This is a genomic window from Pseudoalteromonas sp. TAP-3C (assembly GCF_059888565.1).
Map to the genome: position 1 here is coordinate 1 of NZ_CM187618.1, position 13,757 is coordinate 13,757.

The following is a 13,757-nucleotide window of genomic DNA, read 5'->3' on the forward strand; positions in this document are numbered from 1 at the left end:
ACCCCACTGAGACGGCAGAGCAGGCAACGCTTAAGCTGCACAAGCTAATCAGTTAGTCGAGTAAAACTTGAGTTTAGAATTTTTCGGAAATTTTAATTTAAGTGTTGACAAAAAAACAGGAAAGCGTAATATGCGCAGCCCTAGTGAGATAAAGTTTAACTTTAATCGCAACCGGGTAACCGGTATAGCTCTTTAACAATATAAAGCAATCATCTGTGTGGGCACTCGTACAGATTGAGTTCTAACAGCCAAGCTTAGTTTACTAAGTAAGGCAAAAAATTTAGAGTCTCAATGTGTTTTCTCGAAAGAGAAACTGAGTGACCAACAGAAGTAACTTATTTATAAGTTGCTTCGGCACAGTCAATTCAATATCGAAAGATATTAAATAAATTCAGAATTCATTGAGCAGTCTCATATCTTAATTGAGTGGGAAGAAAAAACTTTTAATTGAAGAGTTTGATCATGGCTCAGATTGAACGCTGGCGGCAGGCCTAACACATGCAAGTCGAGCGGTAACAGAAAGTAGCTTGCTACTTTGCTGACGAGCGGCGGACGGGTGAGTAATGCTTGGGAACATGCCTTGAGGTGGGGGACAACAGTTGGAAACGACTGCTAATACCGCATAATGTCTACGGACCAAAGGGGGCTTCGGCTCTCGCCTTTAGATTGGCCCAAGTGGGATTAGCTAGTTGGTGAGGTAATGGCTCACCAAGGCGACGATCCCTAGCTGGTTTGAGAGGATGATCAGCCACACTGGGACTGAGACACGGCCCAGACTCCTACGGGAGGCAGCAGTGGGGAATATTGCACAATGGGCGCAAGCCTGATGCAGCCATGCCGCGTGTGTGAAGAAGGCCTTCGGGTTGTAAAGCACTTTCAGTCAGGAGGAAAGGGTGTGAGTTAATACCTCACATCTGTGACGTTACTGACAGAAGAAGCACCGGCTAACTCCGTGCCAGCAGCCGCGGTAATACGGAGGGTGCGAGCGTTAATCGGAATTACTGGGCGTAAAGCGTACGCAGGCGGTTTGTTAAGCGAGATGTGAAAGCCCCGGGCTCAACCTGGGAACTGCATTTCGAACTGGCAAACTAGAGTGTGATAGAGGGTGGTAGAATTTCAGGTGTAGCGGTGAAATGCGTAGAGATCTGAAGGAATACCGATGGCGAAGGCAGCCACCTGGGTCAACACTGACGCTCATGTACGAAAGCGTGGGGAGCAAACAGGATTAGATACCCTGGTAGTCCACGCCGTAAACGATGTCTACTAGAAGTTCGGAGCCTCGGTTCTGTTTTTCAAAGCTAACGCATTAAGTAGACCGCCTGGGGAGTACGGCCGCAAGGTTAAAACTCAAATGAATTGACGGGGGCCCGCACAAGCGGTGGAGCATGTGGTTTAATTCGATGCAACGCGAAGAACCTTACCTACACTTGACATACTCAAAAGGCGAAAGAGATTTTGCTGTGCCTTCGGGAATTGAGATACAGGTGCTGCATGGCTGTCGTCAGCTCGTGTTGTGAGATGTTGGGTTAAGTCCCGCAACGAGCGCAACCCCTATCCTTAGTTGCTAGCAGGTAATGCTGAGAACTCTAAGGAGACTGCCGGTGATAAACCGGAGGAAGGTGGGGACGACGTCAAGTCATCATGGCCCTTACGTGTAGGGCTACACACGTGCTACAATGGCGCATACAGAGTGCTGCGAACCTGCGAAGGTAAGCGAATCACTTAAAGTGCGTCGTAGTCCGGATTGGAGTCTGCAACTCGACTCCATGAAGTCGGAATCGCTAGTAATCGCGTATCAGAATGACGCGGTGAATACGTTCCCGGGCCTTGTACACACCGCCCGTCACACCATGGGAGTGGGTTGCTCCAGAAGTAGATAGTCTAACCTTAGGGAGGACGTTTACCACGGAGTGATTCATGACTGGGGTGAAGTCGTAACAAGGTAGCCCTAGGGGAACCTGGGGCTGGATCACCTCCTTATACGATTTAGAACTTATTTGTTCGACGTGTCCACACAGATGAATGTTTATAAATCTCGCTGCGCGATGCGAAGCAGATTTTATTGCTCTTTAAAAATTTGGAAAAGCTGATAATAAAATTCGTATGAATGACATTTGTTATTTGTACAGAGTTTTCAAAAGTAAAAAACAATGATAGCAGTATCATTCAGTGCCATTTAATAAACGTTTACGTTTGTTGATTGGTATCTACTTTAGTATTCAATATTAACTTCTGGCGAAGTTAAACTGTCACAAAACAAAGACCCGTTTGGGTTGTATGGTTAAGTGACTAAGCGTACACGGTGGATGCCTTGGCAGTTGGAGGCGATGAAGGACGTATTAACTTGCGATAAGCCTAGTCAAGCTAGTAAAAAGCACTTGAGACTAGGATTTCCGAATGGGGAAACCCACCTGCTTGCAGGTATCGTTAACTGAATACATAGGTTAACGAAGCGAACGCGGAGAACTGAAACATCTAAGTACCCGTAGGAAAAGAAATCAACCGAGATTCCGAGAGTAGCGGCGAGCGAAATCGGAACAGCCCTTAAGCTAATTATGTGTTAATGGAAGGTCGCTGGAAAGCGCCACGATACAGGGTGATAGTCCCGTACATGAAAACGCATTTTAAGTGAAATCGAGTAGGTCGGAGCACGTGAAACTTTGACTGAATATAGGTGGACCATCATCTAAGGCTAAATACTCCCAACTGACCGATAGTGAACCAGTACCGTGAGGGAAAGGCGAAAAGAACCCCTGTGAGGGGAGTGAAATAGAACCTGAAACCGTGTACGTACAAGCAGTAGGAGCCTACTTGTTAGGTGACTGCGTACCTTTTGTATAATGGGTCAGCGACTTATATTTTGTAGCGAGGTTAACCGATTAGGGAAGCCGTAGGGAAACCGAGTCTTAACTGGGCGAATAGTTGCAAGGTATAGACCCGAAACCCGGTGATCTAGCCATGGGCAGGTTGAAGATTGAGTAACATCAATTGGAGGACCGAACCCACTAACGTTGAAAAGTTAGGGGATGACCTGTGGTTAGGAGTGAAAGGCTAATCAAACCGGGAGATAGCTGGTTCTCCCCGAAATCTATTTAGGTAGAGCCTCGGACGAATACTTACGGGGGTAGAGCACTGTTAAGGCTAGGGGGTCATCCCGACTTACCAACCCTTTGCAAACTCCGAATACCGTAAAGTACTATCCGGGAGACACACGGCGGGTGCTAACGTCCGTCGTGAAGAGGGAAACAACCCAGACCGCCAGCTAAGGTCCCCAAGTCATAGTTAAGTGGGAAACGATGTGGAAAGGCCCAGACAGCCAGGAGGTTGGCTTAGAAGCAGCCATCCTTTAAAGAAAGCGTAATAGCTCACTGGTCGAGTCGGTCTGCGCGGAAGATGTAACGGGGCTAAACTATGCACCGAAGCTGCGGATTTGAGCATACCACCCAAGCTATTTTGATTAACGTTGACAGCGCGAAGCGCCCAGCGTTCAAGCGTCACCTAAACGTGAGTCGATGATGATAGAGATAGTTTCGGGGTATGCTCAAGTGGTAGGGGAGCGTTCTGTAAGCGGTTGAAGGTGTGCCGGGAGGCATGCTGGACGTATCAGAAGTGCGAATGCTGACATGAGTAACGATAATGCGGGTGAAAAACCCGCACGCCGGAAGACCAAGGGTTCCTATCCCATGTTAATCAGGGTAGGGTAAGTCGACCCCTAAGGCGAGGCCGAAAGGCGTAGTCGATGGGAAACGGATTAATATTTCCGTACTTGGTATAATTGCGATGGGGGGACGGAGCAGGCTAAGCAAGCATGGCGTTGGTAGTCCATGTGAAAGTGAGTAGGGCGTTTGTTTAGGTAAATCCGGACAAACATTAAACCTGAGACACGAGACGAGTCACTACGGTGATGAAGTTGCTGATGCCATACTTCCAGGAAAAGCCTCTAAGCTTCAGATTATACCGAATCGTACCCCAAACCGACACAGGTGGTCAGGTAGAGAATACTAAGGCGCTTGAGAGAACTCGGGTGAAGGAACTAGGCAAAATCGTACCGTAACTTCGGGAGAAGGTACGCTCCGATGGGTGACGGGACTTGCTCCCTGAGCTAATTGGAGCCGCAGTGACCAGGTGGCTGGGACTGTTTATTAAAAACACAGCACTGTGCAAAATCGCAAGATGACGTATACGGTGTGACACCTGCCCGGTGCCGGAAGGTTAATTGATGGGGTTATCTTCGGAGAAGCTCTTGATCGAAGCCCCGGTAAACGGCGGCCGTAACTATAACGGTCCTAAGGTAGCGAAATTCCTTGTCGGGTAAGTTCCGACCTGCACGAATGGTGTAACCATGGCCACGCTGTCTCCACCCGAGACTCAGTGAAATTGAAATCGCAGTGAAGATGCTGTGTACCCGCGGCTAGACGGAAAGACCCCGTGAACCTTTACTACAGCTTGGCACTGAACATTGAACCTACATGTGTAGGATAGGTGGGAGACTTAGAAGCAGAGACGCTAGTTTTTGTGGAGTCGACCTTGAAATACCACCCTTGTAGTTTTGATGTTCTAACGTTGGCCCCTGAATCGGGGTTACGGACAGTGCCTGGTGGGTAGTTTGACTGGGGCGGTCTCCTCCCAAAGAGTAACGGAGGAGCACGAAGGTTGGCTAAGTACGGTCGGACATCGTACGGTTAGTGTAATGGTAGAAGCCAGCTTAACTGCGAGACAGACACGTCGAGCAGGTACGAAAGTAGGTCATAGTGATCCGGTGGTTCCAAATGGAAGGGCCATCGCTCAACGGATAAAAGGTACTCCGGGGATAACAGGCTGATACCGCCCAAGAGTTCATATCGACGGCGGTGTTTGGCACCTCGATGTCGGCTCATCACATCCTGGGGCTGAAGTCGGTCCCAAGGGTATGGCTGTTCGCCATTTAAAGTGGTACGCGAGCTGGGTTTAGAACGTCGTGAGACAGTTCGGTCCCTATCTGCCGTGGGCGTTTGAGAATTGAGAGGGGTTGCTCCTAGTACGAGAGGACCGGAGTGAACGAACCGCTGGTGTTCGGGTTGTCATGCCAATGGCATTGCCCGGTAGCTACGTTCGGAACTGATAAGCGCTGAAAGCATCTAAGCGCGAAGCAGGCCTCGAGATGAGTTCTCACTAGACTTTTAAAGTCTCTGAAGGGCCGTTGAAGACTACAACGTTGATAGGCAAGGTGTGGAAGCATGGTGACATGTTAAGCTAACTTGTACTAATTACCCGTGAGGCTTAACCATACAACGCCAAACGCGTTTTATGTGATAGTTTAAGCGCAGAAGTTAATATAACTAAAGTAGATTTACGATACTCTTTATTATCAGAATTCCAAATTTTAGTTAGTGCGTATTAGTACGAACTAACACCAAATTTGCTTGGTGACAATAGCGTTTTGGACCCACCTGACCCCATGCCGAACTCAGTAGTGAAACGAAACAGCGCCGATGATAGTGTAGCATTTGCTATGTGAAAGTAGGACATTACCAGGCTCCAAACATGAGAAACCCGTTACAGCAATGTAGCGGGTTTTTTGTTGTCTAAAATAAAGTATCAGCGTTAAGCCGTCAGCTACCAGTTGCACAGCGTCAACCTGACCACCGTAGCGTGGGTTGAGTATCACGAAACCCATGGGCAAAAGAACGCGACGATCACCTCAGAGCCTAATGCATACTCTACCGCTGTGGGCACTACGACATTACCAGGCTCCAAATTGAGAAAGCCCAACTAGAAATAGTCGGGCTTTTTTGCATCTGCAGGAAAGTGAAAATAAAATCTAGTACTTAGAACAGTCCATAGGCTTCTGTTTCAGGCTTATCTGAGGTGCTAAGTGTTTCAAGTTCTTTGGGTTTAAATATAGCGCTGGGATCAATAAGCACACTGTGTTTATCAGCGAGTTTGATTAGCCCATACATCATGTTCCTTGTTTGAGGATCAATATCGAATCCTACTTCGGTTAACTTATTGAGTGGCTTAATATCTTCTTTTCTGTATTCAATATTATCTTCTACTTTATCAACGAGTAGACCAACATGTGGGGTCATTCCATCTTTGGTTGTAAAAACAATAATAGGCTTATAGTCTAAAGTTATTTGTTCTTTAGCGGATTCAAATAATCGCTCTAAATGAATAAGATCATGGCGTCTTATAATCTCAAGTTGAGCATTCACTTGTTCATTGTTATGTTGCCTGTGTATCTCTATCGTGTTTGCCACTTTTTGTAGAAGTGATTTAAACGGGCTATCAAAGCGTGACATTATATTTTTCAATTCGTCATTATCTGTTTTAAACTCAGTATAAAATTGCTCAAAATCAGTAAGTTCATACTGATTTGCCTTTAACGAACTTTGTGAAACTAGTAACTCTTGTTCTAATTTATTAAACCAGGCAATTAGCTGCTTTTGCCAAGACTTTAGTTGCTTTAATGAATCTAAATTACTGTGCTCTGTAGAGACTCCATTTAAGATGATCCCTAAGTCGAACACAGGGGTTGGAATTTCCATGTAATCTTTAACACCTAAAAAGCTTTTGTTGCCGTTAGGTAATGCCGTGAGGTTATTATTAAATTGCTCTGTTAATAAGATATCAAGAATTTTAAGTGAAATGGTTTTATAACCTACTTTAAAGTTAATTAAGTCCATAATGCCCTCACATGCTTAGTTTGTATATTAAGGATAGAACAATATTTAAAAGGTATTTATTTATTCACACCTAAATTCGGATAATAAGAGCGATAAACATTACGTTTATTTTTATTTTCACTATTTATAAATAACTTACGAATTGGTCTATCGTTTATTAATAAAGAGTTTAATTCATTTATTAGGCAGGTTTGCTGTAAGGGAGTTGGGCACTTTTTAGCAGCCTTACTAAAGGCCATCGCGTTTATGTAGCCCTCAAAATGCAAACGGTTTGGCATTGAAATATTGTTAGCTTGCATATCGATCGCTTAAAAATTGATTGCATAAATTAGTGTTGCATTTTAATGGATCAGGAACAATTTCGGTAACCATTATATTTTTCAAAGAAGATACTGCTTTGAATAAGTCGTAGCTTGATGCAAAGGAGACACTGGTATAGTCAGGGGTAAAGTTTTTAGCATGTGCGCTGTTTATAAACTCACTCAGTGGAGCATAGGTGCCAACTAAACAGACAGCTGTAACTCCACTTGCTTGTAAAGCATTAAGCGCAGATTTTATATCCTGGCTGTTACGTTGATAACGAGCCACTTTAATAGGAATAAGATCATACTTGGCTAATTCTTTTCTCAGCCCTGATTCTACATACAAGCCAAACTCATCGGCCTGAATAAATAGCCCAATGTTAGTATGCTTACGTTCCTCCACAAGGTATTTGATTTGCTCTGCAACTTCATCATTATAACTGGCTCTTAGGTTAAAAATGTTAGCTCGCGATTTTTCATGTAAAAAACTTGCCCCGCTAAAGGGCATTAAAAATGGAGTTTGTGATTGCTCAAGCAAAGGAATGATGGCATGGCTAGTTGGGGTGCCCATAGCACCAAAGAGCGCATCGACCTTATCTTCATAGATAAATGCACGGGTATTATTAACAGCTTGTCTTGGTTCATAATTATCGTTGGCAACTAAAAGTTGCACCCGAGCTCCATTGATACCACCCGTATTATTAACCTTATCAAAGTATACACTGCTACCTTTATACAGCTGTTGGCCAATATTTTTTGCTGGGCCATTTAATGCGGTAGACATGCCTAATTTTATTACGGCTTTTTCTGCTTGTTGTGCCTGTGTTAACAAAGGTGACAGCAAAAAAATAATCAGGAGGATGTTAAGTTTTTTTATTACCCGCGATGTATTCATACCAACTCTCTACCACCTGTTTGAATAAAGTATTGAATGCCCTTATACCATCGAGTTTTAGCTCAGCCTGTATATTTTTAGGTGTCCAATTTTGTAATATTAGTCTAATAAAAACAAATTGGAAATTATCGTTATTGCTGGGCAAACTATTAGGCGAGGCCCAAAAGCACCGCCATAGCAGTGGTTTTATATTATAAACCTGGTATCTGCTTGTTATCATTGAACTTAGTCTTAATTTATCGACATTATCGGTGGCATAAGCGTTAAAATGTGACACTATTTTTGCAACTAGTTGATAATCAAGTTGATTAAAGTGATCGAGTAATTGCAGAGGGAAATCAGCTTCAAACTGGCTGGATAATTGTTTTACTAAGTGATCACGTTTATTTAAGCTTTTAACTACTAATGCGCTATGTTCAGCGGTGGCTTTTTCTTTTTGAAAGCCAAGCTTTACTAAATTAAAACCATTATTTTGCCAAAAATTAAGTAATTGGGCATTGCAACCAAAGCTGGCACCAAACCAGTCACACTTATTTTCTAACTGCTGTTCACAGTAATTAAGTAATTGTGTTCCTAGGTGTTTATTATGCTGATCTGGGTCAATGGCAATACGCACCACACGAGCGCACTGTTGTTTTAAAAACTCAGCGTTAAAGCTTAATTGTGCCAGTGTTTGTGCCATTAAATGTCCTTGAGGTCTGCGCTTACCTTGCACTATTTCATCGCTCAATGCCGTATTAAATCCGCCCTCAATTGCCACTAAACATACACCAATAATATTATTACCTTGCTGACAAACAAATAAACGTTGCCCAGTTGCATCTAATAAGTAGCGTAAGTCATTCACACTGGTTTGATAATGTGCAAGCGTTAGTAATCCAATAACTTGATAAAGGAGTGGCTCATTAGAAGTAAGTTGATTTGCTTGTAAATACTTAAATTGCAAAGGAGCTTTATTTAAGTTGGCACTGTGGTGCTCTGCATCTAAAGCTAATAATGTATGCAGATGCTGCTCTAAAGGGTCACGTTTTGCAAAACGGATAGGCTGCTCAAGGTTGATGTTACGCATGTTCTTAAAATGCGTTTTGAGGTAACGAGTAAACTTTAAAATATAACCGCGGCCGTTACCTTCATAACCAACCATCGTACTTGAAAATACCACTCTAGGATAAAGTTTTAGCATTTTTATGAGTATAGGTACTGGGATTGCTGCTGCTTCATCAACGAGTAATAAGTCACACTGAGGCTGTTCATTGAGTAGATGATCAGGTGCAACATAGTGCATGTTTGCAATGTGCTTATCGCTAGCCTGATAGCTTATATTAAGCGCGTTTGCTAAATGCTTAAAACTACTGTGTAGTGCCCTAAATTGCATAGAGCAGATAAGTATTTTTTTATCACCAAGCTGGCTTGCAGCAATACCTAATGCGGCTGACTTTCCCCTTCCGCGATCTGCATTAATCAATAATGGTCGATTTGCTCGCCCATTCGCTGTTTTTATTATTAATTCAATACATTGTTGTTGCTCTGTAAAATCTATCGCACCCGCTGCTGAGTCAACGTCGGCAATAGTCTTGCAGCCGTGCTGCTGGCTAAAGTGTAATAAGTTGGCGTTACTCAGTATACGTTTTAAGCGTTGGTTAAAAAAGCTATAAGAATGCGCCTGCCCAAATGATTGAAATAAGGGCAGGGCGTCATCACACCAGTGTTCAAGAGCTTCAAGTTCGGGCAGTAAAACAATTAAAAAACCACCTGCTTGCACAACGCCACTGAGCGCAGCTAGTTTATCTGGTTCTAAACCACTGTAGCCATCGTAAACAGCGTGCGCATATTCTTGTCCTAAAATTTGGTGAGTATGTGCTGGCCAGTGTGCATTAACTAAATGAGTATTTTTAGAGAGAACCAAGGAGGGTTGCTGTAAATGAGCAAGCAGCTGAATGCATTGCTCATAACACCAATTTTTATCGCCTGTAAGTAGCAGTAACTGGCGATGCTTAGCATGCGCTAGTTGCTGTTGTACACGCTTTAAAACAGAGCTAAACGGCTTGTAGTCTTGCATAAGCTGTTACTAACCACTTACTGCCTAAGTCGTCAAAATTAACTTGTACGCGAGACTGTGCACCACTGCCTTCGTAGTTAAGTACAGTGCCAATACCAAATTTTGCATGCAGTACACGTTGACCTAAATTAAACCCGCTTTCTTCAAATGCGACGTGGCTAACCGATGCGCTAAAGCGACCCGCTGCCGGTGGGCGAGAAACCTGCGTTTTAATGCGAATTTCTTCTACGCAGTCTTCAGGTATTTCGCGTAAAAAACGCGATGGGCTATGGTACTTTTCTTGGCCGTATAAACGGCGACTTTCGGCGTGGCTTATATACAGCTTATCCATAGCACGGGTCATACCAACATAGCAAAGGCGGCGCTCTTCTTCTAAGCGGCCGGTTTCTTCATTGCTTTGCTGTGATGGGAACATCCCCTCTTCAACACCGACCATAAATACCAGTGGAAATTCTAAACCTTTAGCAGAGTGAAGAGTCATCATTTGCACCGCATCTTCGTGCTCATCGGCTTGGCCTTCACCCGATTCAAGTGAGGTATAGGCTAAAAAGCCTTGCAGCGGTGAGCTAAACTCCTCATCTTCAGGGAGTTCATATTGATCGCAGGCACTAATTAATTCTTCTAAGTTTTCTACTCGAGCTCGGCCTTTTTCGCCTTTTTCAGCCTGATACATGGCCATTAATCCTGAGGTTTGAATGGCATATTTAGCTTGCTCATGCAGGGTTAAATCACTAATTTTATCTTCAATGTGCTCAATGAGTTCTACAAATTTGGCAACCGCGCCTGATGCGCGCCCAGATAAATGCTGCTGCTCTACAATGGCTTTAGCAGCATACCAAAGCGGCAAAGATTCAGCGCGAGCGCAGTCACGTATATGGCTGAGTGTTTTATCGCCAATGCCGCGGGCTGGGGTATTAATTACACGCTCAAATGCCGCATCGTCTTGACGATTCCCCACTAAGCGTAAATATGAGAGGGCATCTTTAATTTCTTGGCGTTCGAAAAATCGCATACCGCCATAAATTCGGTATTTAAGTCCTTCTTGCAGCATGGCTTCTTCAAGTACCCGCGATTGCGCATTACTGCGATACAAAATAGCGGCATCTTGTAGCGCATTTCCGGCATTAAGCCAGCTGCGTAATTTGCTGCTCACAAAGCGCGCTTCATCTAATTCGTTAAAGGCGGCATAAATAGAAATTGGTTCGCCGTCATTACCGTCAGTCCATAAGTTCTTTCCCATGCGCTCGGAATTATTTTGAATTAACGCATTTGAGGCTTTAAGAATAGTGGCAGTAGAGCGATAGTTTTGCTCAAGGCGAATGGTTTGTGCATCAAAGTCGGTTAAAAAGCGTTTAATGTTTTCTATTTTTGCACCGCGCCAGCCATAAATACTTTGATCATCATCACCTACAATCATGATACTGCTGGTATCGCCAGCGAGTAGTTTTAGCCATGCATATTGAATGGTATTGGTATCTTGAAACTCGTCTACTAGCATATGGGCAAAACGTTGCTGGTAATGGCGCAGCAGCGTTGAGTTATTTTTAAGAACTTCATAGCTACGTAGTAATATTTCAGCGAAATCAACTAGGCCCGCTCTATCGCAGGCTTCTTGATAGGCCGCATAAACGCGAAGCATCATTTGCTCATTTATATCGTAAGCCTGAATATCTTTAGGGCGCAACGCTTCATCTTTTTTAGCGCTTATGTACCAACCAAACTGTTTTGCTGGCCATTTTTTATCATCGATATTCATCGATTTTAATAAACGCTTGATCATACGAAGCTGATCGTCAGAGTCTAAAATTTGAAAGGCTTCAGGTAAATTTGCTTCACGGTGATGCGCACGTAAAATTCGGTGCGATAAACCGTGAAAAGTACCAATCCACATGCCGCCGACAGGGGCTTTTAATGTTTCTTCAACCCGCGAGCGCATTTCTTTAGCGGCTTTATTAGTAAACGTTACCGCAAAAATACTGTAGGCAGAGGCTTGCTCCACTTGCATTAACCAGGCAATACGATGAACCAATACTCGAGTTTTACCTGAACCTGCTCCTGCTAATACCAGCATGTTTTGTAATGGCGCTGCAACGGCATCGCGTTGTTTATCATTTAAGCCATCGAGTAATTCTGAAACGTCCATCGTTACGCCTTTTTAATCAATAATGCCAGCAGTATAACAGGTGTTTTTGTTAGGCTAAATAAAATACTGTTTTTATAAACAGCTATTTATAAAATAGGCAACTAAGTTACTGTATTGCTGTTAATGTATAGTGGAAAATATCTATTCAGAATTGTTAATTTGACCTATTTTTAGCAAAAAATACCAAAGCGATTAATTCGTAATAATTTAACTATATGATTTGTAAGCCTTAATAAATTGGCATAAAGTGTGTAAGTATAAATAATAAGTACAGATACAAAATTAATTAAATGACAGAGGTGAGTATGTCTCAACAAGGTTCTGGCGGTAATGTAATTGCTGCTTTATGTAATATTTTTTTCCCAGGTTTAGGGCAGTTAGTGCAGGGGCGGATTTTAGCAGCGCTGGTGTTTGCCATTCTGGTTTTTGGCGGTTATGCATTATGGTTTTTAGTTGTTCCAGCCGTTATTGGAGCCGTATTTCACTTATGGGCAATTATTGATGCTGCACGTTACCGTTCTGGCGGTTAGCTAAATTGATAATACTTAAATAGCGCTTTGTGGCGCTATTTTTGTATCTGGTTTACGTTATTCATAACTGACTAGGTTATAATCTGCTGAATTAGCAATACTGGAATAACGTTATGGAATACCAATTCATTCGCGATCCTATTAGTGGGTTAAGAATTAAAATAAGTAGCGAGCATACAATTATTGGCCGCTGGTTAAATGAAGAAATAGGCAAAGACAAAGTCGCGATGGTACAGGCACTTATTAGCTCGGTGAGTTCAAGCTTTGAGCCGGTAACGCTTAAAGGCCAAGAAATTGATCTGATCCTTTCTAAGGTTGAAGCGATATTTGAAGCGCATGCATTGCACCAAGATAACGAGGACTTAATAGCCTACCAAGATGACGAGCTCATGCTTGAAGAAAACGATTTAAGCAGTGGTTGTGGTTTTGAAGACTTTGTTGACCTGATCAACTCATGGCATGAGTTTTCAACTGGTCGTTAAGTTATATTATCTGTATTATTACCCTCAATTATAAATCCAACAGTGGAACCAATATGTCTGCCAATTTAAACAAACTAGTAGTGATGCTAGAAATGCAAAATGCCATGAATACCAAAGTACATGAGCGGTGGTTTAGTCAGGGCTTTGAATGGTACAGAGCTATTTGGGTTGAATGTGCAGAAATGTTGGATCATTACGGTTGGAAATGGTGGAAAAAACAAACCCCAGATACTGAACAGGTGATTTTAGAGTTGGTTGATATTTTTCATTTCGGTTTATCATTACGCATTGATGGTAAAACGAGTTATGAGCACATTGCTATCCAGCTACAAACAGAGCTAAATGCACCACAACAAGGTGATGACTTTAAACAAACCCTTGAGCTATTGGCAGCGAGTGCTGTTGCCAATAAAGCCTTTAATGCGGCAGCGTTTGCTGGTTGTATGGCGCAAATAGGTATGGATATAGACGATTTATACCGTGGCTATGTGGGTAAAAATACGCTGAACTTTTTCCGCCAAGATCATGGTTATAAAGACGGCAGTTATATTAAAGTATGGCATGGCCAAGAAGATAACGAACATTTAGTAGAAGTAGTTAAAAACCTTGATACTGAACATGCAGATTTTGCAAAACAAGTTTATCAAGGCTTAGTAACACGTTACCCTCAGGGCGAATAAA

Annotated in this window: 8 protein-coding genes and 3 rRNA genes; 6 read left to right on the plus strand and 5 right to left on the minus strand. The window is 43.0% G+C overall.

The genetic code is table 11. The features are described 5' to 3' along the window. The first annotated feature begins 444 nt into the window (after positions 1-444). From AC6H44_RS00005 to rrf, 3 genes are all read left to right on the plus strand, one after another. Positions 445-1,980: ribosomal RNA gene (locus AC6H44_RS00005) — 16S ribosomal RNA — on the plus strand. 299 nt (positions 1,981-2,279) lie between these two features. Continuing rightward, positions 2,280-5,267, plus strand: a 23S ribosomal RNA gene (locus AC6H44_RS00010). Between the two features lie 134 nt (positions 5,268-5,401). Continuing rightward, positions 5,402-5,516: ribosomal RNA gene (rrf, locus tag AC6H44_RS00015) — 5S ribosomal RNA — on the plus strand. Together the 16S, 23S and 5S rRNA genes form the textbook arrangement of a ribosomal RNA operon. A 291-nt stretch (positions 5,517-5,807) precedes the next feature. Here rrf and AC6H44_RS00020 read toward each other — a convergent pair. From AC6H44_RS00020 to uvrD, 5 genes are read right to left on the minus strand one after another with little or no spacing between them, the layout of a single operon-like run. Further along, complete coding sequence (locus AC6H44_RS00020) at positions 5,808-6,665, minus strand: chemotaxis protein (protein WP_500736714.1); 858 nt, start codon at positions 6,663-6,665, stop codon at positions 5,808-5,810. Positions 6,666-6,721: 56 nt separating this feature from the next. Then, complete coding sequence (locus tag AC6H44_RS00025) at positions 6,722-6,964, minus strand: hypothetical protein (protein WP_500736715.1); 243 nt, start codon at positions 6,962-6,964, stop codon at positions 6,722-6,724. Then, on the minus strand, positions 6,954-7,799 hold the full coding sequence (locus AC6H44_RS00030) for an ABC transporter substrate-binding protein (RefSeq protein WP_500736717.1): 846 nt from the start codon (positions 7,797-7,799) through the stop codon (positions 6,954-6,956). Before AC6H44_RS00030 ends, AC6H44_RS00025 begins: the two co-directional genes overlap by 11 nt. Positions 7,800-7,830: 31 nt before the next feature. Then, a complete protein-coding gene (locus AC6H44_RS00035; protein ID WP_500736719.1) occupies positions 7,831-9,921 on the minus strand; it encodes a GNAT family N-acetyltransferase in 2,091 nt (696 codons plus the stop codon). Then, positions 9,899-12,064: a DNA helicase II gene (gene uvrD / locus AC6H44_RS00040; protein WP_500736721.1), complete on the minus strand. Its 2,166-nt coding sequence runs from the start codon at positions 12,062-12,064 to the stop codon at positions 9,899-9,901. Before uvrD ends, AC6H44_RS00035 begins: the two co-directional genes overlap by 23 nt. Positions 12,065-12,369: 305 nt before the next feature. Here uvrD and AC6H44_RS00045 point away from each other — a divergent pair, with 305 nt between their 5' ends. The 3 genes from AC6H44_RS00045 (at position 12,370) to AC6H44_RS00055 (ending at position 13,756) form a co-directional block, all read left to right on the plus strand. Next, a complete protein-coding gene (locus tag AC6H44_RS00045; protein WP_013463755.1) occupies positions 12,370-12,594 on the plus strand; it encodes a hypothetical protein in 225 nt (74 codons plus the stop codon). A 113-nt stretch (positions 12,595-12,707) separates the two neighbouring features. Continuing rightward, complete coding sequence (locus tag AC6H44_RS00050) at positions 12,708-13,076, plus strand: YacL family protein (protein WP_500736723.1); 369 nt, start codon at positions 12,708-12,710, stop codon at positions 13,074-13,076. A 53-nt stretch (positions 13,077-13,129) separates the two neighbouring features. Beyond that, positions 13,130-13,756 carry a dUTP diphosphatase gene (locus AC6H44_RS00055; RefSeq protein ID WP_500736725.1) on the plus strand — a complete coding sequence of 209 codons (627 nt, stop codon included), beginning with the start codon at positions 13,130-13,132 and terminating at the stop codon, positions 13,754-13,756. Position 13,757: the final 1 nt, after the last annotated feature.